This window comes from Micromonospora sp. WMMC241, assembly GCF_027460165.1.
GTDB classification, from domain to species: Bacteria; Actinomycetota; Actinomycetes; order Mycobacteriales; family Micromonosporaceae; genus Micromonospora; species Micromonospora humi.
This window is the reverse complement of record NZ_JAPZBF010000001.1, coordinates 5,240,835-5,266,389: the sequence shown is the minus strand read 5'-3', so window position 1 is coordinate 5,266,389 and position 25,555 is coordinate 5,240,835. Positions and strand designations below refer to the sequence as shown.

The following is a 25,555-nucleotide window of genomic DNA, read 5'->3' as shown; positions in this document are numbered from 1 at the left end:
GGTCGACGCCGGGCGGGCACCGGCAGGCGGCACGATCGGCGCACCGCATAGGGTGCAGGCATGGCGCGACCTGACGGGCGGCAGCCCGACCAACTCCGACCGGTGACCCTGACCCGGGGCTGGAGCACCCACCCGGAGGGTTCGGTGCTCGTCGAGTTCGGCGCGACCCGGGTGCTGTGCACGGCGAGCGTCACCGAGGGGGTGCCGCGCTGGCGCAAGGGTTCCGGGCTGGGCTGGGTGACCGCGGAGTACGCGATGCTGCCCCGGGCCACCAACACCCGCTCCGACCGGGAGAGCGTCCGGGGCAAGGTCGGTGGCCGGACGCACGAGATCTCCCGGCTGATCGGTCGCAGCCTGCGGGCCTGCGTCGACCTCAAGGCGCTCGGCGAGAACTCGATCGTGCTCGACTGCGACGTGCTCCAGGCCGACGGCGGCACCCGCACCGCGGCCATCACCGGCGCGTACGTCGCCCTGCACGACGCGGTCACCTGGCTGGCCGAGCGCAAGTCGCTCACCGGCAGGGTGGAGAAGGTGATGCACCGGTCGGTGGCCGCGGTCAGCGTCGGCGTGATCGGCGGCGAGCCGATGCTCGACCTCTGCTACGCCGAGGACGTGACCGCCGAGGTGGACATGAACGTGGTGTGCACCGGCACCGGCGACTTCGTCGAGGTGCAGGGGACGGGCGAGGCCGGTGTCTTCGCCCGCGACCAGCTCGACGCGCTGCTCGACCTGGGCGTGGCGGGCTGCCTGGAACTGGCCGACGTGCAGCGGAAGGCGCTGAACCTGTGACCGACAACAAGGTGCTCCTGGCCACCCGCAACCGCAAGAAGCTCGTCGAGTTGCAGCGGATCCTGGACGGCGCGCTCGGTGCCCACCGGGTCGCCCTGATCGGCCTCGACGACGTCGAGGAATATCCGGAGCTGCCGGAGACCGGTCTCACCTTCGGCGAGAACGCGCTGATCAAGGCCCGGGAGGGCTGCCGGCGCACCGGCCTGCCGACCATCGCCGACGACTCCGGCATCGCGGTGGACGCGCTCAACGGGATGCCCGGCGTGTTCAGCGCCCGCTGGTCCGGCCGGCACGGCGACGACCGGGCCAACCTTCAGCTCCTGCTGGACCAGGTGGGCGACGTGCCGGACGAGCACCGCGGCGCGGCCTTCGTCTGCACGGTGGCGCTGGTGCTGCCCAACGGCAAGGAGCACCTGGTCGACGGCCGGCAGCCCGGCCGGCTGCTGCGCGCGCCGCGCGGCGAGGGCGGCTTCGGCTACGACCCGATCTTCCTGGGCGACGGGCAGGAGCGGACCAACGCCGAGCTGACGCCCGACGAGAAGGACGCGGTCAGCCACCGCGGCAAGGCGTTGCGGGAGCTGGCCAAGCTGGTCGCCAAGGTGCTCCCGCCCGCCGCCTGAGCTCAGCCCAGCGGGCCGATCTGCCGCTCGATCGCGGCCCGCAGTTCGGGGCCGCCGACGACGGCCCGCGCCGTCTCCATCAGCGGGGCGAGGAACACGTCCGGCCCCGGCTCGCCGATCGTCTCACCGAGCGCGTCCAGCGCCGCCCGGCCGGCCGGGGACGGCTCCAGCGGCGCGCGCAGCTGGAGCCCGCGTACGGCCGCCAGCAGTTCCACCGCGAGCAGGCTGGTCAGGTTGTCCAGCACGGTGCGCAGCTTCTTGGTGGCCGACCAGCCCATCGAGACGTGGTCCTCCTGCATGCCGCTGGTGGGCAGCGAGTCGACCGAGGCGGGCGCGGCCAGCCGGCGGTTCTCCGCGACGATGCCGGCGGCGGTGTACTGGGCGATCATCAGCCCGGAGTTCACCCCGGCGTCGGGGGAGAGGAACGCCGGGAGGTCCCGGTTGCGGGTGACGTCGAGCAGCCGGTCCACCCGGCGTTCCGCGATCGCGCCGACCTCCGACGCGGCGATGGCCAGGTAGTCGGCGGCGAAGCCGAGCGGCGCGCCGTGGAAGTTGCCTGTCGACTCGACCCGGCCGTCCGGCAGCACCACCGGGTTGTCCACCACCGACAGCAGTTCCCGGCCGGCCACCACCTCGACGAAGTCGAGCGTGTCCCGGGCCGCGCCGGCCACCTGCGGGGCGCAGCGCATCGAGTACGCGTCCTGCACCGCGTGGGCCAGGTCGTCGCGGTGCGAGTCCATCACCGCCGAGCGCTGGAGCAGCCGGTGGATGTTGGCGGCGGAGGCGGCCTGGCCGGGGTGCGGGCGGATGGCGTGCAGCTCGGGCAGGAACGGGCGTTCCGAGCCGAGCATCGCCTCGATGGCCAGCGCGGCGGTCACGTCGGCCATGGCGAACAGGTGCCGGGCGTCCGCCACGGCGAGCAGCAGCATGCCGAGCATGCCGTCGGTGCCGTTGATCAGCGCCAGCCCCTCCTTGGCGGCCAACTCGACCGGTGCCAGGCCGACCCGGCGCAGCGCGTCCGCGGCGGGGATCCGGTCGCCGGCCGGGCCGAGCACCCAACCCTCGCCGAGCAGCGCCAGCGCGCAGTGCGCCAGCGGCGCCAGGTCGCCGGACGCGCCGAGCGAGCCGTGTTCCGGCACCCACGGGGTGATCTCGTGGTTGAGCAGGTCCACCAGCGCCTCGGCGACCAGCGGGCGGACACCGGAGCGCCCGAGCGCGAGCGAGCGGACCCGCAGCAGCATCATGGCCCGCACCACCTCGCGAGGCATCGGCGCGCCCACCCCGGCCGCGTGCGAGCGGATCAGCGCGTGCTGCAACTCGGCCCGGCGCTCCGGTGCGACGAACGTGTTGGCCAGCGCCCCGAAGCCGGTCGAAACGCCGTACACCGGACGGCCGGCGGCCTCGATGCCGTCCACGATGGACCGGCTGGTGGCCATCGCCTCGGTGGCGGCCGGGTCGAGCACGACCTTGGCGGTGCCGCGGGCGACCGCGAGCACGTCGGCGGGGGAGACCCCGGTGGACAGGATGGTGACGGTGGTCATCGCGGCACTCCGTTGTGCAGAACCTGGCGGATCAGTGGGACACCCGGCCGGTAGGCCAGGTGCAGGTGGGTCGGTGCGTCGAGGACGACCAGGTCGGCCCGGGACCCGGGGGTCAGCCGGCCGACGTCGGTGCGGCGCAGCGCCGCCGCCCCGCCGGCGGTCGCGGCCCACACCGCCTCCGCCGGGGTCATCCGCATCTCGCGTACGGCGAGCGCGACGCAGAACGGCATCGACGAGGTGTACGACGAGCCGGGGTTGCAGTCGGTGGCCAGCGCCACGGTGACACCGGCGTCGAGCAGCCGACGGGCGTCCGGGTAGGGCGACCGGGTGGAGAACTCCGCGCCCGGCAGCAGCGTGGCGACCGTCTCCGCGCCGGCGAGCGCGTCCACGTCGGCGTCGGTCAGGTGGGTGCAGTGGTCCACGCTGGCCGCGCCGAGTTCCACCCCGAGCCGGACACCCGGGCCGGGGCCGAGCTGGTTGGCGTGCAGCCGTACGCCCAGCCCGGCGGCCTGTCCGCAGGCGAGGATCGCCCGCGCGTGGTCGGCGTCGAACGCGCCGCGCTCGCAGAACACGTCGATCCAGCGGGCGTACGGCGCGGCGGCGGTGAGCATCGGCCCGCAGACCAGACCCACGTAGTCGTCCGGGCGGTCGGCGTACTCGGCGGGGACCACGTGTGCGCCGAGGAACGTGGTGTCCGCGGTGAACTCGGCGGCGATCCGCAGCGAGCGGACCTCGTCGGCGACGTTCAGGCCGTACCCGCTCTTGATCTCGACGGTGGTGGTGCCCTGCCGCAGCATCTCGGCGCGCAGCCGGCCCACGGTGGCGCGCAGGTCGTCGTCGGAGGCGGCGCGGGTGGCGCCGACGGTGGTGCGGATGCCCCCGCCGGTGTAGGGCTCGCCGGCCATCCGGGCGGCGAACTCGGCGGCCCGGTCGCCGGCGAAGACCAGGTGGGCGTGGCTGTCCACGAAGCCGGGCAGCACCGCCGCGCCGCCGGCGTCGATGCGCCGGTCGGCGGCGGGCGCGTAGCGGGCCGGACCGACCCAGGCCACCTCACCGTCCTCGACCAGCACCGCGGCGTCGCGGCGGACGCCCAGCGGGTCGCCGCCCCGGCCGTCGTTGGTGACCAGCTCGCCGATGTTGTCCACCAGCAGGCTGCCGATCATGAGAGCACCGCCGCGATCGCGTCGCGCAGCTCGGTGGGGACGTCGACGGTCAGGTGCCGGCCGTCGGCCACCACGGTCCGGCCGTCCACCACCACCTGCGTCACGTCGGCGGCGGTGGCCGCGAAGAACACCCCGGCCGGCGGCACCCCGGCGGTGCGGGCGCTGTCCAGCCGTACCGTCACCAGGTCGGCCCGGTCGCCGACGGCGAGCCGGCCGGCGTCGCCCCAGCCCAGCGCGGCGTGGCCGGTGACGGTCGCGGCGGCGAACAGCTCGGCGGCGTCGAAGTGGCCCCGCCTGCGGGTCCGCAGCCGCTCGTCCAGCTCCACCGCGCGGGCCTCCTCGAACAGGTCCACCACGGCGTGGCTGTCGCTGCCGAGGCTGAGCGGGCTGCCCGCCTCGGCGAGCCGCCGGGCCGGGCCGATCCCGTCGGCCAGGTCCCGTTCCGTGGTGGGGCAGAGGCAGACGCCGGTGCGGCTGTCGCCGAGCAGCGCCACGTCGGCGGCGGTCGGGTGGGTGGCGTGCACCGCGGTGGTGTGCCGGCCGAGCACGCCGTGGTCGGCGAGCAGCCGGGTCGGGGTGCAGCCGTGCACGGCACGGCAGGCGTCGTTCTCGGCCGGCTGCTCGGAGAGGTGCACGTGCAGCGGCAGCCCGTGCCGGTCGGCCCAGCCGGCCACGGTGGCGAGCTGCGCGGCCGGCACGGCCCGCACCGAGTGCACGGCCGCGCCGCGCCGCACGTGCCCGTCGGCCGGGCGGAACGCGTCGACCCGCTCCGCCCAGCGCAGCGCGTCGCCGTCGCCGAACCGGCGCTGCGGCCCGGTCAGCTCCGCGCCGTCCACGCTCGCGGTCAGGTAGGCGGCGTCCAGCACTGTGAGCCGGATCCCGGCGTGCGCGGCGGCCTCCACCAGCGCGGCGGACATCGCGTTCGGATCGTCGTACCGGGTGCCGCCGGGACCGTGGTGCAGGTAGTGGAACTCGCCCACGCAGGTGATCCCGGCGAGCGCCATCTCCGCGTACGCGGCCCGGGCCAGCGCCAGGTAGGAGTCGGGGTCGAGGCGGGCGGCCACCGCGTACATCAGGTCCCGCCAGGACCAGAAGTCGCCGCGACCGTCGTGGGTACGCCCGCGCAGCGCCCGGTGGAACGCGTGCGAGTGGGCGTTGGCCAGGCCGGGCACTGTCAGCCCGGGCAGCCGGGTGGCCTCCACCTCGACCCCGGCGGCCGGGGGACCGCCCGCGGTCAGCGGCGTGACCGTGGTGAGCCGCCCGTCGGTCGCCTCGATCAGCACGTCCGCTGTCGGTTCGGCGTGCTCGGGCAGCCAGGCGTACTCGGCCAGCCAGCGGGTCAGCGGCATGCCAGCTCCTCCAGCACCCGGGCCAGGGCGGTCACCCCGGCCGCGCAGTCGGCGTCGGTGGCGGACTCGGCGGGGGAGTGCGACACCCCGGTCGGGTTGCGCACGAACAGCATCGCGGTGGGCAGGTGCGCCGCCAGCACCCCGGCGTCGTGCCCGGCGCCGGTGGGCAGCACCGGCGCGTCGAGCAGCGTGGCCAGCCGCCGCGCCAGCCCGCCGTCGAACGCGACGAGCGGGGTCGCCGACTCCTGCGTGCAGGTCAGGCCGGTGCCGTCCCGCCCGGCGCGCTCGGTGGCCTTGGCGCGTACCGCCTCGACCAGACCGTACAGCGTGTCCGCCTCGGCGGCCCGCGCGTCCAGCCAACCGGTGACCCGGGACGGGATCGCGTTCGTCGCGTTCGGCTCGACCGCCACCCGGCCCACTGTGGCGTGCGCGTCGCGCAGCCGGGCCTCCTTGTTCGCCGCGAGCACGGTGAACGCGTAGGTGAGCATCGGGTCGCGGCGGTCGGCCATCCGGGTCGTACCGGCGTGGTTGCCCTCGCCGGTGAAGTCGAACCGCCACCGGCCGTGCGGCCAGATGGCGGACGCCACCGCGACCGGCGCGTCGGAGTCGACGAGCGCGCGGCCCTGCTCGACGTGCAGCTCCACGAACGCCCCGAAGCGGCCGAGCAGCGCCGGGTCGGCGCCCGCCGGCCGCTCGCCCAGCGCGTCGGCGAAGGTCGTCCCGGCCTGGTCGCGCAGCCCGGCCGCGCGGTCGACGTCGATCTCGCCGGTGAGCAGCCGCGACCCCAGGCAGGGTACGCCGAACCGGGCGCCCTCCTCCTCCACGAACGCGGCCACCACCACCGGCCGGTCCGGCGTGACACCGGCGGCCCGCAGCTCGTCCACGGCGAGCAACGCGCTGACGATGCCGAGCGGTCCGTCGTACGCGCCGCCGTGCGGCACCGAGTCGAAGTGGCTGCCGGTGAGCACCGCGTCGCCGGCCGCCGGGTTGCCCCACCAGGCGAACAGGTTGCCGTTGCCGTCCTCGGACACCGGCATGCCCCGCCGGTCGGCCTGCTCCCGGAACCAGCCGCGCAGCCGCCGCTCCGGCTCGGTCAGCGCGTAGCGCAGGTAGCCGCCGCTGCGGGCGTCCCGCCCGACCGGGGCGATCTCGTCCCACAGCTCGCGGAACCGGTCCGCCAGGTCACTCACCGGTGGTGTCCCCCTCGGTCATCGGCACCCGCACGCCGGTGCGCTCCGCGACGTCACGGGCGTCGTCGTAGCCGGCGTCGACGTGCCGGATCACGCCCATCGCCGGGTCGTTGGTGAGCACCCGCTCGATCTTCTGCCCGGCCAGGGCGGTGCCGTCGGCGACGCAGACCTGACCGGCGTGGATGGACCGGCCGATGCCCACTCCGCCGCCGTGGTGGATCGACACCCAGGACGCGCCGCTGGCGGTGTTGACCAGCGCGTTGAGCAGCGGCCAGTCGGCGATCGCGTCGGAGCCGTCGGCCATCGACTCGGTCTCCCGGTAGGGGCTGGCCACGCTGCCGCAGTCCAGGTGGTCGCGGCCGATCACCACCGGCGCGCTCAGCTCACCGGAGGCGACCATCTCGTTGAACCGCACCCCGGCGCGGTCCCGCTCGCCGTAGCCCAGCCAGCAGATCCGCGCCGGCAGGCCCTGGAACGCCACCCGCTCGCCGGCCATCCGCATCCACCGGGCCAGCGACTCGTTCTCCGGGAACAGGTCGAGGATCGCCCGGTCGGTGGCGGCGATGTCGCGCGGGTCACCGGAGAGCGCCGCCCACCGGAACGGGCCCTTGCCCTCGCAGAACAGCGGCCGGATGTACGCCGGCACGAAGCCGGGGAAGTCGAACGCCCGCTCGTAGCCGCCGAGCTTCGCCTCGCCCCGGATCGAGTTGCCGTAGTCGAAGACCTCCGCGCCCGCGTCGAGGAAGCCGACCATCGCCTCGACGTGCTTCGCCATCGACGCCCGCGCGCGGTCGGTGAACTCGACGGGCTTCGCCGCCGCGTAGTCCCGCGCGTCCGCCACGTCCACCCCCTCCGGCAGGTACGACAGCGGGTCGTGGGCGCTGGTCTGGTCGGTGACCACGTCGATCGCGACGCCTCGGCGCAGCAGCTCGGGGAAGACGGTGGCGGCGTTGCCGACCACGCCGACGCTCAACGCCCGCCGGTCGCGCTTCGCGGCCAGCGCCCGTTCGACCGCGTCGTCGAGCGAGTCGGCGATCTCGTCGAGGTACCGGTCGTGCGCCCGCCGCTCCAGCCGGGTCCGGTCCACGTCCACGATCAGGCAGACGCCGCCGTTCATGGTGACCGCGAGCGGCTGGGCCCCGCCCATCCCGCCGCAGCCGGCGGTCAGCGTGAGGGTCCCGGCCAGCGTGCCACCGAAACGCTTGGCGGCGACCGCGGCGAACGTCTCGTAGGTGCCCTGGAGGATGCCCTGGGTGCCGATGTAGATCCACGAGCCGGCGGTCATCTGCCCGTACATGGTCAGGCCCAGCGACTCCAGCCGGCGGAACTCCGGCCAGGTGGCCCAGTCGCCGACCAGGTTGGAGTTGGCCAGCAGCACCCGGGGCGCCCACTCGTGGGTCCGCATCACCCCGACCGGCCGGCCGGACTGCACCAGCATGGTCTCGTCGTCGCGCAGCTCGGTGAGCGTACGCACCAGCGCGTGGTAGGACGGCCAGTCCCGGGCCGCCTTCCCGGTGCCGCCGTAGACCACCAGGTCCTCGGGGCGCTCGGCCACCTCCGGGTCGAGATTGTTCATCAGCATCCGCAGGGCGGCCTCCTGCGGCCACCCCTTCGCGGTGCGTACGGTGCCGCGGGCGGCGCGGACGGGCTGGTGCATCTCGTACTCCTCTCAGCCGAGGAACAACTGGCGGCGGGCGGCGGACGACTCGAACGCCTCGAGCCGGGTCTGGGTCTCGGCCGGCGCGGCGTCGCAGATCGCCTGCAACACCACCATGGCCAGGGTCATCGGCGCGGTGTGCAGGTCGAAGACCAGGTCGGTGCCGACGGCGGCGGGCAGCACCATGTCGGCGTGGTCGGCGGCCGGGCTCACCGGGGAGTCGGTGATCGCCACGACCGTCAGCCCGGCGTCCCGCGCCTCGCGCAGCGCGTCGAGCGTCTCCCGGGGGTAGCGCGGCAGCACGAACGCGAGCAGCGCGGTGGCACCGGCCGCCACCGCCTGGTCGACCCGGTCCGCGAGCAGGCTGCCGCCGTGGTCGAGGACGCGCACGTCGGGGTGCACCTTCGCGGCGAAGTACGCGAAGTACGCCGCCAGCGGCGCGGCCGCGCGCAACCCGAGCACCGGCAGTGGGCGGCTGGCGGCGAGCAGCCGGCCCACCTCGGCGATCCGTCCGGCGTCGGCGAGCTGCCCGGCGAGCCGGTCCAGGTTGTCCATCTCGGTGTGCACGGCCCGTTGCAGGGCGTTCCCGGCGTCGGCCGGGCCGGTGCCCACGGTGGTGGTCAGCTCCCGCAACCGGCGGCGCAGCGCGGGGTAGCCGTCGTGCCCGAGCGCCATCGCGAACCGGGTCACCGACGGCTGGCTGACGCCGGCCAGCTCGGCCACCTCCGCCGCCGACAGGTACGCCGCGGCGCCCGCGTGCCGCACCAGGCAGTGCGCGATGCGCCGTTGGGTCGGCGTGAGCCGGACGCCGTGGAAGAGGTCGAGCAGTTGGTCGGTGCCGGACGCACCGCATTCATTCACGGGCTGACTCTATGCATGAAAACTTTCAGGAGGCAAGTGGGTGCTGCGGCTCGCGCCCGACGTCGCAACGGCATCGAGTTCTACGTGCTGGCGCAAAGCGAGACCCCGCATCCACCTCCGAAACGGCGATTGTCTGATACCCGACAGTGTGCTGAGGGCGGTCGGAGGATCGAAACTATCTTCAGGATGAGAGCCGTCATTCGTTGGAAGACATCGACCTACACCAAGACCAGGGGCACGGAGGAGACTCGGTGAAGTTCAGCGCGCACCATACTGCCATCAGCGCCGTCGACTTGGAGGAGTCGATCTCCTTCTACGAAAAATTCGGTTTCCGGGTGGCATTGCGGTGGAAGGATCCCGAGGGCAAGTCCGAAATCGTTCACTTGAAGCTTGGCGGATACTTCCTCGAGATCTTCTGGTACCGGGACCAGGTGTCGGCGCCGGACACCGCTTCGGAGTTGAGCACGGACTTGCCGCGCATCGGCGTGAAACACTTCGCGCTCCAGGTCGAGTCCGTCGAGGACGCCCGGGACTTTGTCCGGCAGGCCGGCATTGCCTCCGATGTGGATGTACGCGAGGGAAAGACGGGCGTCGTCTACTTCTTCATCAAGGATCCGAGCGGGATTCTGGTCGAGGTACTGGAAGACAAGCGCGGCCTATAAAATCGGAGCACGCCTTCTCCTGAGCAGATCCGGAGACTGTCAAGGACGGGGTACGACTAATGGCGACCGGCGTCACTCGGCGGCTGGGCAGACTCAGGCGCAACGGGTACTACTGCATCGCGGCCCTCGACCACGGGCTTTCCTTGGGCGAGACCCAGGGTATTGCGACGCTTAGCCAATTGAGCAGCCGTAGTGTCGCGTTGCATGCGGCCGGCTTTCCGGCGGTGGTCCTCAACGCAGGCGTACTTCGACATACCAGTCTGCCGCCGGAGCTGTCGGTCGTCGCCCAGCTGGTCGGAATGCCCATGCATTCGGTAAATGCGCTGGACCGGGTTCCCCTCGCGATGCCGGCGATGGCCGTGAGTGCCGGTGCCGACGCCGTCTCGATCCAGCTCAAGGCCGACGCGATGTATGGAACGGGGATCATCGAGCGCCTGACACTGCTGTCGCACGAAGCCCATGCCCTCGGGCTGCCGGTCCTTCTCATGCTCACTGGGGACAAGTGGGAGTCGGCCCGACAGTTCATGGGTGCGGTGAGAAGTCTTTCCGAGATAGGCGTCGACCTGATCAAGGCCGCCCCGGGGTCATACCTCGACGAACTGCCGAAGGGTGCCCTGGTAGGGCTCAGTGTGCCCCTGCTCTACCCCGGTGGAGAGCTGAGCGTTGATTACCGTGAGCGAGTCGTGAGAGCCGCTACGGCCGGGTACGCCGGGGTTTGCATCGGGCGCAACCTATTTCAATCCACCGTACCCTTCCGGGATCAGATAGCCATGCTCGACTCGATCTTCGGCCGCAAGCACGCTCTCACGGTGCGATCATGACGGCAGCTTTGCGTGATTGGCTGGTGAGTGTCGGCGCGCGGGCCCGGACTGCGGCGGGTGAACCCATTGCAATATCCGATCTTGAGGCGGGGGACTACCCAACAATTCAGCAGCTCGACCTCAGCGCCTCGAACTTGGCGGAAGTTCACGAGGGCCTCGCCCAGATGTCAGGGCTGGAGATCCTCAACTTGAGCAGGAACCAGTTGACGGAGATTCCGTTAGTGGTTTTGACCTTGACCACGTTGCGGGAGTTGCAGCTCTCGAGAAATCAGCTGCGTAGTCTTGACGGCGGGATAGGGAGACTTTTTCGCCTACGCGGCTTGTACGCGAGCCGGAACCTGATCCGAGATCTGCCCGAAGACATCGGAAGTCTACAGGAACTGCGCACCTTGAATGTGCGGAACAATCGCCTTTCCCGCCTTCCTGCGGAGGTATTCTCCCTAGCTCGACTCGACGAGCTGGACGTCAGTGAGAACGGCATCTCCGAGCTGAGCGTACAGATCAGCAACTTGAGGCAGCTCCGGAACTTCTACATATCCGGTAATGATCTACACAGCCTGCCTGACGAAGTTGGGCTCTTGCCCAGCATCGAAAGTCTGGCAATAAGTGGAAATCAGTTGACTGCTCTTCCGTCAACGATCGCAAAATTGCAGAACCTGCGCTCTTTCTGGGTCTACGACAATCCGCTGAGCAGCCCGCCGTTGGAGATCGCAGTACGTGGTGTGTCGGATATTCGCGCCTATTTCTATGCTCTCGACAGTGGCGCGGCGCAGCTTCAGAGTCGAGTCAGAATTCTCATCCTCGGCCCTCCGAGGGTTGGCAAGACGTCGCTCGTGGAGCGCCTGACGCAGAACTCGTTCGGCGCGCGAAGACGGGAGACCCTCGGGGTAAAGATTTCACGCTGGCTGACCGCGAGCAGCTCAGAGATCCTGCTCTGGGACTTCGGCGGACAGGATTACATGCATGCCGCACACAGGTTCTTCATGGCTGGTGGTGAGATCTTCATCGTGGTCGTCGACGTGCGGGAATCGACTTCGTTGGAGTACTGGCTTCAGCTGGTGAAGAGTACGAACCCTGACGCGCGTGTACTGGTGGTGCTGAACAAGGTCGACCTGGAGGCACGATCCGATGTTGACCGCCGGTTCCTGTCCGAGAAGTACCGGGTCGTCGCGGACTACTTCCGGACGTCCTGCAAGTCCGGCGAAGGTACCGAGCAGTTGGCCGACCGAGTCGTCGAAATGGCCGCGCAATCTGTCCTCGACAGATCATCGGCGCGGCGTTCGGTGCCCGTAACCTGGGCTCTCGTGCACGACAGGCTCTCACATTCGCCCTCACCGACGATCAGTATCGACGGTTACCGTGAGTTGTGTCGCTCCGAGGGGTGCACAGATGCCACTGAGCAGACGGTTCTCCTCAACTTCCTTCGGGACATCGGATCAATTGTCGTTCTCGACCGAGCGAAGCCTTGGACGATCATTACGGATCCTCAGTGGATCCTGGACATGGTCTATGCCGTGATCACGTCGAAGTTCGCCCGTGAGGCAAAGGGGATAGTCCCGGAGGCGGCGGTGGGGTCAATCCTCCTTGATGCAGGGGTCTCCTCTCCGCGGGATGTCTCTCTGGTCCGAGACAGCTTGGTCGACTACGACTTCGCGCTCAGGCTTCCGGAAGGAGTCCTGGTTATTCCCGATCTCCTGCCGGAGATTGCCCCGCAAGACATCGACGTGCCCGAGACCGAGGTGGTTCGACATACGATCAGCGTTGACGGCGACCCCTCGTTCCTCCATGCGCGTTCTTTGGTGAGGCTCGCGACCGACGTCATGGCGACGAAAGCGTGGCGTAGGGGCGCGCTGCTAAGAAGTTCGGCGGTTAACGCATCTGCTCTCGTCATCGCCGATGAGCGTGACAGACAGATCCGCCTGCGATGTTGGGGTCCTGACCGGATTAGTTACCTGGGTTTCATCCGTCTCATGATCAGATCCGTCGCGAGTGCCTTCGGTGATATTTCCATTGCTGAGCACATCCCGGTGGACGACGGCCGCTCCACCGTCGAGTACGACGAGATACTCGGCCTTTACCTCATGGGCGAGAGGGAACTTGTGCTGGGTAAGGCCGGCGTCAGGCGAGATATCCAGGCACTGCTTTTCGGTGTCAACAATCAAGGAGGAAGGCTACTGATGAGCGGTCCGGTTTACAACTTCGACAGGAGCGCGGTCAGCTTCGGTGCCGGTCATGCGTTCAACATCAACTCGGGGGAGATGAAAAGTGTCGTCGCTCAGTTGGTCCGCGAGTTGGAATCGACCGACGACTCCGAAGGCCACGCGCTGGCCCAAGAAATTTCCGAGGCTGCGGTAGCTAATGATCGATCTCGCCTCGCCACGGCAGCACGCGCGGCGCTGGCAGCGTTCTCGGCGGCCGCTCCCATCGCGGAGCTGGCCAATTCGGTACTCTCCCTCATGGCTCAGTCGTAAGCTGCCGCACCATTCTGGGCGTTGTGGTCGGCGTTAACACGGACGCTGAGGTGGTGTTGCGGAAGTGAGGTCGTTTTCCATGCGCTTCGCCGACAGGCGGCACGACCGGCACGACCGGTACGACCGGTACGACCGGTACGACCGGTACGACAGGATCGGCCGATCGTACTCGGCCGCCCGGCGTGAGGATCCGGTTCTGCGGCAGCGGATATTCGCGCAGCTGGAGGGTCATTCCCTTATCCTCAACGTCGGGGCGGGCACGGGATCGTACGAGCGTTCCGACGCTCGTGTGGTGGCGGTCGAACCCAGCTGGTCGATGATTCGTCAGCGACCGTTGGGGGCGGCACCTGTCGTGCGGGCCGTGGCGGAGCGCCTACCTTTCCCCGACAACTCTTTCGATGTTGCGACCGCGCTCTGGACCATCCATCACTGGACGGATCCAGCCGCCGGCGTCAGGGAGCTCCGCCGAGTCGCGGCCAAGGTAGTGCTGGTCGTGGGGTCGTCAGCTCTCAATGCCCTCTGGCTCACCAGGGACTACTTTCCTGGAATGGCTCGCGTCCGACGGCCCGAGATCCAGCCGGAAGAGTTGGCCGGATGCCTGGGTGTAGGTTCGCGGGTTGAGACGATCGCTGTTCCGAGAGAGTGCCAGGATGGTTTCGGCGAGGCTTTCTGGGCTCGCCCGGAGGCGTACCTCGAACCTTCTGTCCGTCAGGGTACGTCAGCGTTCACGTTATTGGAAAAAGAAGAGCTGGCCGTTGGACTCCAGAAGCTTCGAAATGACTTGGCGTCGGGTGAATGGGATGCGCGCAACGGTGTTCTCCGAGAGCTCGCCGAATACGATTGCGGGCTACGTATGGTTATTGCGGAAGGGTGAGCCCGTGGTAGTGTCCGGGCATGAGATCGGGCATCTACCGTCACCGAGAACATCCGGAACTTCTCTATCTTTTCGTTGGTCTGGCCCACCACCACGACTCCATGGACGAGGTGGTCGTCTATTCGCCCCTGTTCACACGACCGGACTGGTCGGGACGGAGCATCCTGACCTACCGGACCGTCGAGGACTTCGATTCCACGTTTGAGTGGGCCGGCGACAGGCTGCCGTAGAGTTTTTCGGCATCCCGGTCTTCCAGCCACGCGGCTGCCTCCGCCCGGGCCTCGCCTGCCCTGGGACCCGGACGGAGGTGACAACTCCGGAGCGTGCAGGCCGGCACGCCTGATTTCCTCGGGAGTCATCGGCTGCGTCGTGACAGCCTCGGCGGTCGGTCCGTCGAACGGCTGCGGAAGCACGGGCTCCGGTAGGGATGTGGATCGCTTCTTCGCACGTCCCACCGGAGGGACGACCGGTGGGCGTGCTCTCTGTACTATCCGCTCGGCGGGTGAGCAGAGGAGTGGGCATGCAGCCGGAGGGTCCGTACAGGTTCACCGAGACGTTGGGCGAGTGCCAGGTCGGCAGGGCCTGGGCGGCCCTCGACGGGCAGGACCGTCCGGTGACCGTGGCCGTCCTGGAGGGTGCCGCCGCCGGCGACCAACGGTGGCGGGAGGCGTTCAGCAACGCGGCGAACATGCTGGCGCAGACGCCCGGCGGCCACCGGTACGTCAACGCCGACTTCGCCGCCGCCGAGCCCTGGATCGCGTACCCGTCCGAGGAGGAGGGTGCGGCCGAGCGGCTGTTCCGGAGCCTCGGCATGGACTACCAGCGCACCCCGACGGCCGAGATGCTCCCACCGCCGCCGGTCGCCGCCCCGGTCTCGCCCCCGCCCCAGATGCCGTGGGTCCCGCAGCCCTGGGCGATGTCGTCCCAGCCGATCTCCGGCGCGCCGATGTCCCCGGTCGCGGTCGCCGCGACGTCCGGCGTCCCGGCGACGACCGAGGCCGCCCAGGCCACCGTCACCACGGATCCGCTCGACCCCTCCGGAGGGCGACGGATCGCCCCGGTGCGGGCGGAGCCGAAGCGGCGGGACTGGATCTCGATCGTCGGTGCCCTGGTGCTCACCCTGGTCGCCGGCACGGCCGGGTTCTTCCTGGGCGGGGGTCGCGACACGGCAGCCGACAAGCCCTCGCCGTCGGCGAGCCCTTCCCTGCCGCCCTACGAGGCGACGCAGTTCTCCATCAACAAGGCCAAGTTCGAGGGTGAGCTGGCGACGCTGGCCGAGCCCTGGCTGACCCGGATCGGCGGCTGTGTGGTCTACGCCCAGCCGGGCGCGCCCAAGCTGCCGGCGGACGAGAAGGGGCACGTCTTCTGCCACTACGACGGCGCGTGGCTGCACTTCGCGCTCTATCCGGGGCAGAAGCAGAAGGACACCGCGCGGGCGTACCGTCAGCAGCTCAACCTGGCCGGCGGCGCGCTGGCGCCGGGGCTGCGCGAGGCGTCCACCACCCAGGGCGGCGTGACCGGGCGGCCCGGCAACTACGTCGAGTACGCCTTCGAGGGCGAGGACGGCCGGGCGATCTGCGGTGTCTGGTGGGACCCCGACGACACCCAGGGCGCGTTCTACATCGAGACGCTCTGCAAGGACGGCATGGCCGGCAACTGGGACGCCCTGCGGGACCTGTGGCGCCGCGGCAGCTGATCCTCGGGCGGCTCGGCGTCAACCCCTGCTGACCAGCGCGACCGGCTCGACCCCATCGGTGACCTGCTCGACGCGGTAGCCGGCGAGCGCCTGCTGCCAGGCGACCAGCTCGTCGCCGATGACGTGCGAGCGGATCAACCAGACGCGCGCCCCGTCGCCGCGTCGGGCCGCCAGCTCGACCGCCTGCCGGAGACTGGCCCGGACGGCCGCCGTGTCGTGGCCCGGAACCACCACGACGTCCGACCGCCCGGGCATAGCGACCCACCAGCCCACCGTGTTGCCGTGCGGCACGACCAGCTTGAGCGTGTCGTGCCGCGAGTAGAACGCGAATCCGTACCAGGCCGCGTTGTTCATCACGACGACGTCGTTCGGGCGGCGGTGCGCGGCCACGTAGCCGGTCGCCGAACGGACGTCGGTGACGGCGATCGCGGTGTAGTAGAGCCCCGACTCGTTCCCGTCGAACCGGTACCAGCGGCTGTTGCCGGCCGCGTAACCGCCGAGCAGGACCGCGCAGACGGCCGCGGCCAGGACGGCGGGCCGCATCCCCGGCAGCCGCCGGCAGGCCAGGTCGGCCGCGACGCCCGCCAGGCCGGCGACCCCGATGCCGGCCACGGCCGCGGCGGTGACCAGCAGGAAGTGCGAGGTACGCAGTTCCAGCAGCGGATAGATCCCGGCGACTCCCACCGTGGTCGCGACCAGGGGCAGGAGGAGCACGGCGACCGCGGCGGCGGGCCGGTCCCGCCGGGCGAGCGTCAGCGTGCCGGCCACCAGCAGGGCGACCACGACCGGTGCGGGCGCGCCGACCACCGGCATCAGGGTGTCGAGCTGCTTCCCCAGGTAGCCGGGCAGCTCGGTCACCCGAGGGAAGTTGTCGGCCCAGAACTGCTGCATGGGCGCGTTCCGGCCCTGCATCGAGATGCCGAAGTAGACGGCGGTGAGGATCAGCCCGGCGTTGAGCCCGGCCACGGCCACCTCGACGAGCCGCAGCCACTGCCGGCGGACCGCCGCGGCCAGCAACAACCCGCCGAACGCGCACGGCGCCACGATCGCGGTGACGTGACTGAACAGCATGGCCGCGGCGACGACGGCCGTGAGCACGTTCAGCCGCCGACGGGACCAGCGCTGTTCGACCCAGGTGACCAGCGCGAGCACGCCGACGGTGACGGCGGCGTCGGCCGTGTACTGCTTGAGGTCGTGACGGACCTGCTGGGCGGGCAGCAGCAGGACCGCCGCCGCGCAGGCCGCACCCGCCACCACGCCCCGGCCGGGCGTCGAGGACCGCAGCCACCTGCCGAACCCGTACGCCGCCACCACCGCGAGCCCCTGGAACAGCAGGGTGACCAGCCGCAGGTGGTCCGGGTCGGGGACCAGCCGCAGCAGGAAGCTCCACCCGAGCGGGCTGGACGACGTGGTGACCGGCAGATCGCTCAGCGGGAACCGGACGGAGAGGGCGACCCACGCCTCGTCGAGCCAGTACGGCGCGGTGAGCATGGTCTTGACGTCGTGCAGGATCGGCAGGAGGCAGAGCAGGGCGAGCAGGGCGATGCTGTCCCACAGGATCGGGCGTGGCCCCGGCGCGCGGACCGGCGTCCCGTCGGGTCGACCGACGTCGGCTGGCTCGAGCTGTGCAACCACGCAGATCCCTACCCCGACTGCCGACCGGCCGGCCGTCACCCTAACCCACCACTCAGGTGTGTCGACAGGGTCGGGTCGCACGCCCAGGGCTGCTGCGGATAGGTGCCGGCTGATACGTACGATCGTGCGGTGCGAGTGGTGGTTGACACGATCAAGGGCGGGGACCGCCGGGCGCGCTACCTCGGCGCCGGCCTCGTCGTCCTGGCGGCCGGGTTCCTGCTGACCGGCCGGTGGCAGCTCGCGCTCGGGGTGGGCGTCGGCGCCCTGCTCGGCTGGGTGCTGTCGGAGCCGGTCCGGATCACCTGGGCCGTCTTCGTCGTCGCCTTCGCCGTCCCGGTGACCATCGACCCCGGCTATCCGACCAACCCCTCGTACACGCTGCTGCTGGTGCTGTTCGTCCTCGCCGCCTGGGGGCGGGTGCTGCGCGCCGAGCGCGACGGGTGGCCGCCGAGGGCGCTCGCCGCGGTCCTCGTGCTTCCGACGTGTGCGGTGCTCGCGGGGCTGGTCCACTGGCACGGCGCGAAGCCGGTGGTCGTCGGCGTCGCGCCGCTGCTCTGCTTCGGCGTGCTGGGGTGGCACCTGGTCGAGGAGGCACGTCACGACCGGCGCACGATCCTCCGGATCGCCGAGGCACTCACCTGGTTCAGCGTCGCCGTGGCCCTGTTCGCCAAGTACCAGACCGTCTCCCGCACCTGGCCGATCTTCGACCAGTTCGCGTACGACTGGACGTACACCTCGGCGTTCGACGCGACCCGGGCGGTGGGGATCTCCGGGCATCCCATCATCTACGGCACCTTCGCCATGGCGATGGCGCTCGTCGCACTGACCGTCCGGGGCCGGTTCTGGTACGTGCCCGTCGCCGCCAACCTCGCCGGTCTGGTGCTCTCGGGCACCCGCAGCGCGTGGGTCGGGATGATCCTCGCGCTCGGGTGCTGGCTCTTCTTCCAGTGGCGCAGGGCCACCTGGCGAGGGCTGGGCGGCGCGCTCGCCATCGCCGCGGTCGCCGGTGCGCTGGTGGCGGTCGACCCGTCGGGCCTGCTGCCCACCGCCACCGACCCGACGTCGACCGCGCAGAGCACGGCGACGCCGGCCGCTCCGGCGTCGAGCCCGCCCGCTCCGGCGTCGAGCCCGACTGTTCCCGCGTCGGGTCCGGCCGCCCCTCCGTCGAGTCCGACCGCTCCCGCGTCGAGCCCGGCTGTTCCGGCGTCGAGTCCGGCCGTCCCCCCGTCGAGCCCGGCCGCTCCCACGGCCGGCTCGCCGGACTCCGTCGACGTGGCGGGATCGCGGATCTCCGACCCGGCCAGCGCCGACGCGCGCTTCACCCGCATCAGCGTGGTCTGGGCGGGCATCACCCACGACTGGTCCACCGTCGTCTTCGGCAACGGACCCGAGGCGAACGTGCGCTACCTGGAGAACGTCGGCATCGGCGACGGCCAGGCGCAGGTCTTCGACAACACCTACCTGACGTTCTGGTACAACTTCGGCCTGATCGGACTGGCCTGCCTGCTGGCGATGCTGGTGCTCCTCTACCGGCACCTCCGGTCGCTGCCGGCCCGCCTTCTGCTGGTGGCGTTCGCGGCCCAGATCTTCTTCTTCGACGTGTGGCTGTGGCTCGGCGCGGTGGCCGTGCTGCTCCTGGCGGTCGCACTGGGCGCCGCCGACGACCGGTCGCTGTCGGCGCGGACCGTGCCGGCGCCCGGTCCCCGACGCCCGGAGGCGGCAGCCGACGACGCCGTCGCCCCGGACGCCCGCGCCCTGCCGGGCCGACGGCGCTGACCAGCGGCCGGTGCGGCTGCCGGATCCGGGTCGGCGGCCTGCGCTGACCAGCGGCCGGTGCGGCAGCCGGATCCGGGTCGGCGGCCCGCGCTGACCAGCGGCCGGTGCGGCAGCCGGATCCGGGTCGGCGGCCCGCGCTAACCAGCGGCCGGTGCGGCAGCCGGATCCGGTTCGGCGGCCGGCGCGCGGAGACGTCCGGCGGGGGCCGTGTCCGGCACCTCCCCGGCCAGGCCGGCGCCGCCCGACGGGCCACCGGGTGGCTCCCGGAGCGCGGCCGGCGTCCAGTCCTTGAGCCGCAGCGCCGGCTTCTCGACCAGGTGCCAGGAGAGCATCGCCAACCCGACGCTGAGCAGCGCACTCGCCAGGAAGAAGCCGACCGGGCCGACGGCCTGCACGCCGGCCTTGGCCAGGACCTGCTGCACCAGGAACGAGTAGATGTACACCCCGTACGAGTAGTCGTGCGTGCGGCCCACGCGGTGCAGCGGCGCCGGCAGCCGCATGGCGAGCCAGAGGACGGCGTACCCGTAGGCGAGCAGCGCCGGGGCGAAGAAGGCCCGGTCGACGGCGGCCGGCCCCGGGCCGACGAAGCTGCCCCGCACGGCGAGCCAGCCGACCGCCACCAGCGCGAGCAGCCCGAGCAGGTCGTTGATCGGCAGGCGGTCGCGGTACAGCTCGGCCACGCCGCCGACCAGGAACAGGAAGCCGTACCAGAGGAGATAGGTCTTCTCCAGCGCGCCGAGCAGCGGCAGCGGACCGATCGCCCCGACGGTCCAGATCCCCTGGCGGTGGTAGTTCCAGCAGAGCACGCCGAACACGGCGATCGCGGCGAGCAGCACCAGCCACCGGAGCTGCCGGCGCAGGACGGTGAGCGCGGCCAGCACGGCCACCGCCAGGTAGCAGTAGATCTCGTAGGCGAGGGTCCACAACGACCCGTTGAGGGTGTTCCCGCCCTGCCAGTGCCAGTACGGCGTGTCACCGACGAGCAGGTCGGCGATCCCGAACTGCCGGAGGCCGCCCCACCAGTTCTGTCGCAGGTAGTCCAGCACGCCGCCCGGGCCGCGCCACAGCCCGTCGAGCGTGCCGTGCCGCTCCAGGTGCAGCAGTGGCGCGACGACCAGACCGGTGACCAGCAGGCAGGCCCACAGGCCGGGCCAGATCCGCAGGGCCCGGTGCCACAGGAAGCGGGGGACCGAGCTGCGCCGGGCGGAGCCGACGACGAGGAAGCCGGAGATCGTGAAGAACCCGGCGACCGCCAGGGCGCCCAGGTCGACACGGTGCAGCAGCGGACGCCCGAACCCGAGGGCCGCGCTGTGCGACAGCACCACGGCGAGCGCGAACGCGAGCCGGAGCGCGCCGAAACCGTTCGCCCGCCCGTGGTACGCGTCGGCCAACGGCTGCGACGCCAGCGCTCGCCGGGCGGCGGTCCGCAGGAAGCGACGCACCGGTCAGCCGGCCGCGGGTGGGCGCGGAGCGGGCACCGCCTCGCCCGCGGCCGGGGACGCGGGCACCGGCGACCCGATCAGGCGCGCGGCCCGGCGGTGCCGGCGGGCGGCCGGGGGCAGCCCGACCAGGAACTCCGGGAACATGCCGAAGAACGTCCGGGCGCTGCGCAACTCCAGGGTGTGCGCCGGCGACCACCGGACCGAGTTCGTCGCCCGGGCCCAGTGGTGGGTCCACCGGACGTCGCCGAGCAGGGCTACCGGAAAGCCGCGCCGCCACGCGCGCAGGCCCAGCTCGTGGTCCTCGTAGTAGAGGAAGAAGCGCTCGTTCCACCCACCCAGCTCGATCACGTCCGCGGTGCGTCCGGCCACCGCCGCCCCCATCAGCCAGGCCACGTAGCGGACCTCGCCCGGCTCCGCCACCATCCGGTACGACGCGTGCAGGCGCGACAGCGGCCAGAGCTTCCGGTTGCCCAGCTTCGCGGTGGCGTAGGGGAAGCCACGGCCGTTGGGCTGCGGGACCCCCTCCGAGGTGAGCAGTTGCGGCGCCACCAGGCCGCCGTGCGCGTCCAGGTGCCGGGCGAGCACGTCGAGGCCGTCCGGGCGGATTTCGAGATCCGGGTTCGCGAAGAGGAGGTAGCGGCCCGCCGCCTCGCGTACCGCGACGTTGTTGGCCCGGGAGAAGCCGACGTTCTCCGGCAGCCGGACGACCCGCGCGCCCAGCTGCTCCGCCACCGTCGCGGAGTCGTCCGAGGACGCGTTGTCCACGACGATCCACTCGTACGGCTTCTCACCCCGCCAGCAGCGGCGCAGCGTGTCCGCCGAGTTGTAGGTGACCGTCACGACGCTCCACCGGTGTCCCGTCATCACGCTCTCCGCCCCTTCCGATAGCCGAGCAGGTGGGCGAACCCGAACCGCCTGCCGGTCCACTGCCGGCGGGCGGCCGGCCCGTCCCGCAGGCCGCGTCCCACGCCGCGCAGGAACGGCCGCAGCAGGCCCTGACGGGCACGTCGAGCGGCCAGCGCGACGTGCGCCGACGCGAGTACCGGCAGCGCGACGAGCAGCAGCGGCCAGGTGAGGGTCCGCGCCGCGACCAGCAGCCGGTTGCGGGCCAGCAGGAAGGCCCGGAACCCCTGGAGCGTGTCGTCGCCGTCGACGCTGTGGCCGCCCGCGTGCGGGAGCACCACGTCCAGCGCCCGGGTGGGTACGCCGGAGGCGTAGAGCCGCAGGGCCAGGTCGGCGTCCTCACCCCAGGCGAACAGGGCCTCGTGGAACCCACCGAACCGGCGGAACAGGTCGGTCGGGAAGACCGCCGCGCCGCCCGACGGACCGAGTGGCGCCCGCGACACCCTCGCGGGCCGGTCGATGAACAGCGAGATCGGGTGCAGGTCGATGCCCACGTACTCGCCGCCGTGCATGGCCAGGCCGACCGCGATCGGGATGCCGGGGTCCTCCGCGACGGCGGCGCAGATGCGGGCCAGCGCGTCGTCGGGCAGCCACACGTCCGGGTTCAGCAGCAGGACGTGGCTCGTCGTCGCGGACGCGACCGCCCGGTTGCAGCCGGCCGCGAAGCCCGGGTTCGACGCGTCCGGGACGTAGCGGTACCGGTCGGGGTCCAGGCAGCCGGCGACGACCGTCGCGCAGCCGTCCTCGGGCCAGTTGTCGGCGAAGACGAACCGCACCGGGAGCCCTTCGGCGCTGCGTACCCAGGTGGGGAGGGTCTCGGCGAGCATGTCGGCGGACCGGTAGAGCACCGTGACGATCGTCAGCTCGATGCTCATCGCAGCGACCGGTACAGGCTCTGCCAGCGTGTCACGCACCGGTCGAAGGCGTACTCCCGGGCGTACCACTCGGCCACGCCCCGCCGCTCGGCGGCGGACGCCGCCCGGCCCACGGCCGTGCGGACGGCGGCGGCCAGCGCGGCCGGGGTGGGGTCCGCCCGAAACGCCAGGCTGCCCGTCGCGTGCCGGGTGACCTCGGCCAGGCCGCCGGCCCCGGTGTGCACCACTGGCACACCCAGGGACAGCGCCTCCAGCGCGCTGAGCCCGAACGACTCGACCCGGGACGGCACCAGCAGGCAGTCGACCCGCCGCAGGAAGTCCGCCGCGGAGACCCGGCCGACGAGTTCGAGGTTCGGCCGGCCCGCGATCGGCAGCGAGCCGGCGCCGGCGACGCGCACGTCCATCTCCGGCAGCAGGGCGGCGGTCTCGGCCAGCAGGTCCGCGCCCTTCTCCCGCTCCAGGCGGCCCAGGTAGCCGACCACCGGCCGCCGGCCGACCACCGGGGCGTCGGCCGGCTCCGGGCGGGGCCAGCCGTCCGGCAGGGGGTTCGGGATCAGGTGCACGTTGCGGACGCCACCGCGGTCGCGCAGCTCGGCGGCCTCGAACTCGGACACCGCGACCGTCGCGTGCGGCCGGACGCGGCGCATCACCAGGTCCAGCGCGATGTTGGACTGGACGGCGGTCCGCTGCCGCCACGAGCCGGCGGTGTCCCGGTACTGCCAGAGGCTGTTGTGCAGGGTGACCACGAGCGGGGTGCGGTCCAGGCTCAACGCGGCCCGCGCGTGCATGGCGGCCGACAGCAGGTGGGCACAGACCACGTCCGGCTTCACCTCGCGGACCAGCCGACGGATCCGCCGCGCGTACCCGACGTCGACGCGGCTGATCGCGCCGAGCGCGGTCCACGGCACCCCGGCCTCACGCAACGACCGGCCCACCTCGTCGTCGGAGGTCGCGGCGACCACCTCCACGCCGGTGCGGGCGTGGGCCGGCACGAGTTCCGTCAGGATCCGTTCCGCACCACCGAGCTGCCGGCGTCCGGAGCCACCCGTCGTGCAGACGAACAGCACCTTCACGACGCACGCAGTCCCGCGACGGCCCCACGCGCGACGGCGCGACGCACCGGGTTCCGGCCCACCGCCGCCCGCAGCAGGATGCCGCAGACGTACGCCGTCGTCGCCACCCGACCGCGGCGGCCACCCAGGTCCCGGCTGGCCCGGATGAACTCGCGGGTACGCCGTTCGGAGATCTCCTCCGTCGACCAACGGCGCCTGGCGGTCGCGTCGTCCTCGTGCATGATCTCGGCGTCCGCCACGTACGCCAGCCGCATGCCCTGCTGGCGGACCGCCCAGCACAACCGCATGTCCTCGGAGTAGAAGAACGACGTCTCGTCGACCCCGCCGACGGCGTCGAACGTGCTCCGCCGCAGCGCGACGAACGGCCCGGTCAGCCAGTCCGCCCGCTCGGGGGGCGCGACGATCCGCAGGCGCGGCACCACCATGCTCAGCCCGGTGGCGTGGCCGAGACCGACCCCCATGGTCAGGAACCGGCCCCCCTCCGTCTGCCGTACGCCCTCCGGCGTCACCACGGCGGGGAAGGCGGCGCCGACCCGCGGGTCCTCGAGCGCCGTCAGCAGCCGGGCCACCGCGTCGCCGTGCACGACGATGTCGTTGTTGGACAGGATGACGTTCGCCCTGCTGGTGTGCCGTACGCCGAGGTTCATCCCGCGGGCGTACCCCAGGTTCGAGCCGGACTGGACGAAGGCGACGCCCCGCTGCGCGCAGAACTCCTCCAACGCCTGGCGGATCTCCGCCGAACTGCCGTTGTCCACGACCACGATCTCGGCCTCGGCCGGCAGGGACCGGACGCAGGCGGCGGTCCGGTGGAAGTCCTCCCAGGCGAGGACCACGATCGAGACGTCCATCTCACACCGTTCCAGGATTCGGCGGCTGCGCTCGTCGCAGGCTCGCTCTCGACGCGAAGGCGTGCACGGCGTAGGCGAGCGAGGAGGCGACCGCCGCCCCGACCACACCGGCCCACGGGATGATGCCGAGGTACGCCGGTATCGCGACCGCCGACGTGACGACGGCGACGACAGTGGTCGCCCGCTCGCCCCGCCGCTTCAGCAACAGGGCGCTCCAGCTCTTGCCGGCCGCGGTGGCCAGCGAGCCCGGCAGGAGCACCAGCCCGAGGATCCACGCGTGCCGGTACTCCGGCGCCAGCAGGCCCAGCACGGCGAGCCCGACGACCGCGGCCACGGCGATCGGCAGCGCCGCCCGGACCACCGCCCGCGTCGGGTCCGGCCCGGTCCCGCCGTCGCGGTCGGCGAGGATGCGCTGCGCGCGGACCACGGCGCCGGCCTGCGCGAACTCCAGGGCGGCGACCGCCAGGGCGTAGACGCCGAGCGGGCCGGCACCGGCGAACCGGGCCACCAGGATCTGGTTGAACCGGAGCGTCATCATCTGCGCGAAGATCCCGAGGTGCAGGTTCCCGACCGCGAGCAGGTCGGCCCGGTAGTCGGAGCCCGTCGCCGTGGGCGCCGGGGCCGCCCCGGCCCGCCGGACCCGCCACAGCATCAGGCCGCACACGGCGGCCGCGCCGAGCCACTGGACCGCGAGCCACACCAGGCTCCACCGGCCGCCGTCGAGCTGCCCGGCGACGTAGAGGGCGGCGTACCCGCCGACCAGGATCGCCCCGCTCGCCGCGCGCATCGCGTAGACGAGCCGGAAGCTCCGCTGCCGCAGGGCGACCGACGAGACCGTGTTGAACACGGTCAGACCCACGGCGGACCCGACGCCGACCAGGTGGCTGCCGACTCCCGCCGCCACGGTGAGCAGCGCGGCGGCGAGACCGGAGAGGACGACGGAGACACCGATGACCGCGACGACGTACGCCCGCCCCCGGGACACGACCCAGCCGGCGGGGCGGGAGATGAGGAAGGTGTCCAGCGACAGCCCGCCGACGGCCGCGCCCAGCGTCGCGCTCACCATGTTCGCCGAGAGCTCGCCGCGCTCCGCGGCGGGCAGCGCGACCGACAGGACCGCCGCCAGACCGGTCAGGCCGAGGGCGCCGAGGTAGAGGCGTTCGGGTGCGACGAGTCGCCGGAGCAGAGCGGCCGTCCGGCGCCCGGACGGCGGGGTCGTGCCGAGGTCCGACGAGGACCGCGCAGCATCGACCAGCGATCCGCCTGTCACTCGTCTCCCCCAAACGGTGCCGCACGGGTGCGGGTGCGA

22 protein-coding genes are annotated in these 25,555 nt (G+C 71.8%); 9 read left to right on the top strand and 13 right to left on the bottom strand.

What is annotated here, in order from left to right:
• The first annotated feature begins 60 nt into the window (after positions 1-60).
• Together rph and rdgB are read left to right on the top strand one after the other, a co-directional pair.
• On the top strand, positions 61-789 hold the full coding sequence (gene rph / locus O7598_RS23770; protein ID WP_269693499.1) for a ribonuclease PH: 729 nt from the start codon (positions 61-63) through the stop codon (positions 787-789).
• The gene (gene rdgB / locus O7598_RS23765) at positions 786-1,409 is read left to right on the top strand and encodes an RdgB/HAM1 family non-canonical purine NTP pyrophosphatase (protein WP_269693498.1); all 624 of its coding nucleotides are present in this window, start codon (positions 786-788) and stop codon (positions 1,407-1,409) included. The genes rph and rdgB overlap by 4 nt, the downstream gene beginning before the upstream one ends.
• A 2-nt stretch (positions 1,410-1,411) precedes the next feature.
• On the opposite strand, the gene hutH is transcribed toward rdgB, so the two are convergent.
• The 6 genes from hutH to O7598_RS23735 are packed head-to-tail and all read right to left on the bottom strand — an operon-like array spanning position 1,412 to position 9,170.
• Positions 1,412-2,950: a histidine ammonia-lyase gene (gene hutH, locus O7598_RS23760; RefSeq protein WP_269693497.1), complete on the bottom strand. Its 1,539-nt coding sequence runs from the start codon at positions 2,948-2,950 to the stop codon at positions 1,412-1,414.
• The gene (hutI, locus tag O7598_RS23755) at positions 2,947-4,110 is read right to left on the bottom strand and encodes an imidazolonepropionase (protein ID WP_269694955.1); all 1,164 of its coding nucleotides are present in this window, start codon (positions 4,108-4,110) and stop codon (positions 2,947-2,949) included. Before hutI ends, hutH begins: the two co-directional genes overlap by 4 nt.
• The gene (locus tag O7598_RS23750; protein ID WP_269694954.1) at positions 4,110-5,456 is read right to left on the bottom strand and encodes a formimidoylglutamate deiminase; all 1,347 of its coding nucleotides are present in this window, start codon (positions 5,454-5,456) and stop codon (positions 4,110-4,112) included. The genes hutI and O7598_RS23750 overlap by 1 nt, the downstream gene beginning before the upstream one ends.
• Complete coding sequence (locus O7598_RS23745; RefSeq protein WP_269693496.1) at positions 5,453-6,652, bottom strand: allantoate amidohydrolase; 1,200 nt, start codon at positions 6,650-6,652, stop codon at positions 5,453-5,455. The genes O7598_RS23750 and O7598_RS23745 overlap by 4 nt, the downstream gene beginning before the upstream one ends.
• Positions 6,645-8,309, bottom strand: coding sequence for a urocanate hydratase (hutU, locus tag O7598_RS23740; protein WP_269693495.1), 1,665 nt, complete (start codon positions 8,307-8,309; stop codon positions 6,645-6,647). Before hutU ends, O7598_RS23745 begins: the two co-directional genes overlap by 8 nt.
• A gap of 12 nt (positions 8,310-8,321) precedes the next feature.
• Complete coding sequence (locus tag O7598_RS23735) at positions 8,322-9,170, bottom strand: MurR/RpiR family transcriptional regulator (RefSeq protein WP_269693494.1); 849 nt, start codon at positions 9,168-9,170, stop codon at positions 8,322-8,324.
• A gap of 251 nt (positions 9,171-9,421) precedes the next feature.
• Here O7598_RS23735 and O7598_RS23730 point away from each other — a divergent pair, with 251 nt between their 5' ends.
• The 6 genes from O7598_RS23730 (at position 9,422) to O7598_RS23705 (ending at position 15,694) form a co-directional block, all read left to right on the top strand.
• A complete protein-coding gene (locus tag O7598_RS23730) occupies positions 9,422-9,832 on the top strand; it encodes a VOC family protein (protein WP_269693493.1) in 411 nt (136 codons plus the stop codon).
• Between the two features lie 59 nt (positions 9,833-9,891).
• Positions 9,892-10,653: a hypothetical protein gene (locus O7598_RS23725; RefSeq protein WP_269693492.1), complete on the top strand. Its 762-nt coding sequence runs from the start codon at positions 9,892-9,894 to the stop codon at positions 10,651-10,653.
• Positions 10,650-13,124, top strand: a complete 2,475-nt coding sequence (locus tag O7598_RS23720; RefSeq protein ID WP_269693491.1) for a leucine-rich repeat domain-containing protein — start codon at positions 10,650-10,652, stop codon at positions 13,122-13,124. Before O7598_RS23725 ends, O7598_RS23720 begins: the two co-directional genes overlap by 4 nt.
• A gap of 79 nt (positions 13,125-13,203) precedes the next feature.
• Positions 13,204-13,998, top strand: a complete 795-nt coding sequence (locus tag O7598_RS23715) for a class I SAM-dependent methyltransferase (RefSeq protein ID WP_269693490.1) — start codon at positions 13,204-13,206, stop codon at positions 13,996-13,998.
• A gap of 20 nt (positions 13,999-14,018) precedes the next feature.
• On the top strand, positions 14,019-14,228 hold the full coding sequence (locus O7598_RS23710) for a hypothetical protein (protein WP_269693489.1): 210 nt from the start codon (positions 14,019-14,021) through the stop codon (positions 14,226-14,228).
• A 290-nt stretch (positions 14,229-14,518) separates the two neighbouring features.
• Positions 14,519-15,694: a hypothetical protein gene (locus tag O7598_RS23705; protein ID WP_269693488.1), complete on the top strand. Its 1,176-nt coding sequence runs from the start codon at positions 14,519-14,521 to the stop codon at positions 15,692-15,694.
• 18 nt (positions 15,695-15,712) lie between these two features.
• On the opposite strand, the gene O7598_RS23700 is transcribed toward O7598_RS23705, so the two are convergent.
• Positions 15,713-17,329, bottom strand: coding sequence for a hypothetical protein (locus O7598_RS23700; RefSeq protein ID WP_269693487.1), 1,617 nt, complete (start codon positions 17,327-17,329; stop codon positions 15,713-15,715).
• A 129-nt stretch (positions 17,330-17,458) separates the two neighbouring features.
• On the opposite strand from O7598_RS23700, the gene O7598_RS23695 reads away from it, so the two are divergent.
• Entirely contained in the window at positions 17,459-19,105 is a 1,647-nt protein-coding gene (locus O7598_RS23695; RefSeq protein ID WP_269693486.1) for an O-antigen ligase family protein, read from the top strand.
• Between the two features lie 137 nt (positions 19,106-19,242).
• Here O7598_RS23695 and O7598_RS23690 read toward each other — a convergent pair whose 3' ends face one another.
• From O7598_RS23690 to O7598_RS23665, 6 genes are read right to left on the bottom strand one after another with little or no spacing between them, the layout of a single operon-like run.
• Entirely contained in the window at positions 19,243-20,547 is a 1,305-nt protein-coding gene (locus O7598_RS23690; protein ID WP_269693485.1) for an acyltransferase family protein, read from the bottom strand.
• A 3-nt stretch (positions 20,548-20,550) separates the two neighbouring features.
• Entirely contained in the window at positions 20,551-21,411 is an 861-nt protein-coding gene (locus O7598_RS23685) for a glycosyltransferase family 2 protein (RefSeq protein ID WP_269693484.1), read from the bottom strand.
• Complete coding sequence (locus tag O7598_RS23680; RefSeq protein ID WP_269693483.1) at positions 21,411-22,325, bottom strand: glycosyltransferase family 2 protein; 915 nt, start codon at positions 22,323-22,325, stop codon at positions 21,411-21,413. Before O7598_RS23680 ends, O7598_RS23685 begins: the two co-directional genes overlap by 1 nt.
• Positions 22,322-23,398 (bottom strand): glycosyltransferase family 4 protein, encoded by a 1,077-nt coding sequence (locus O7598_RS23675; protein WP_269693482.1) that lies wholly within the window; start codon positions 23,396-23,398, stop codon positions 22,322-22,324. The genes O7598_RS23680 and O7598_RS23675 overlap by 4 nt, the downstream gene beginning before the upstream one ends.
• Entirely contained in the window at positions 23,395-24,246 is an 852-nt protein-coding gene (locus O7598_RS23670; protein WP_269693481.1) for a glycosyltransferase, read from the bottom strand. The genes O7598_RS23675 and O7598_RS23670 overlap by 4 nt, the downstream gene beginning before the upstream one ends.
• 1 nt (position 24,247) lies before the next feature.
• Positions 24,248-25,516, bottom strand: coding sequence for a hypothetical protein (locus O7598_RS23665; RefSeq protein ID WP_269693480.1), 1,269 nt, complete (start codon positions 25,514-25,516; stop codon positions 24,248-24,250).
• Between the last annotated feature and the right edge of the window lie 39 nt (positions 25,517-25,555).

Coding starts and splice junctions, on each gene's coding strand:
- hutH (WP_269693497.1), bottom strand. CDS start 2,950: ATGACCACCGTCACCATCCTGTCCACCGGGGTCTCCCCCGCCGACGTG.
- O7598_RS23680 (WP_269693483.1), bottom strand. CDS start 22,325: ATGAGCATCGAGCTGACGATCGTCACGGTGCTCTACCGGTCCGCCGAC.
- O7598_RS23710 (WP_269693489.1), top strand. CDS start 14,019: ATGAGATCGGGCATCTACCGTCACCGAGAACATCCGGAACTTCTCTAT.
- O7598_RS23725 (WP_269693492.1), top strand. CDS start 9,892: ATGGCGACCGGCGTCACTCGGCGGCTGGGCAGACTCAGGCGCAACGGG.
- O7598_RS23705 (WP_269693488.1), top strand. CDS start 14,519: ATGCAGCCGGAGGGTCCGTACAGGTTCACCGAGACGTTGGGCGAGTGC.
- rph (WP_269693499.1), top strand. CDS start 61: ATGGCGCGACCTGACGGGCGGCAGCCCGACCAACTCCGACCGGTGACC.
- O7598_RS23685 (WP_269693484.1), bottom strand. CDS start 21,411: ATGACGGGACACCGGTGGAGCGTCGTGACGGTCACCTACAACTCGGCG.
- O7598_RS23720 (WP_269693491.1), top strand. CDS start 10,650: ATGACGGCAGCTTTGCGTGATTGGCTGGTGAGTGTCGGCGCGCGGGCC.
- O7598_RS23670 (WP_269693481.1), bottom strand. CDS start 24,246: ATGGACGTCTCGATCGTGGTCCTCGCCTGGGAGGACTTCCACCGGACC.
- hutU (WP_269693495.1), bottom strand. CDS start 8,309: ATGCACCAGCCCGTCCGCGCCGCCCGCGGCACCGTACGCACCGCGAAG.
- O7598_RS23715 (WP_269693490.1), top strand. CDS start 13,204: ATGCGCTTCGCCGACAGGCGGCACGACCGGCACGACCGGTACGACCGG.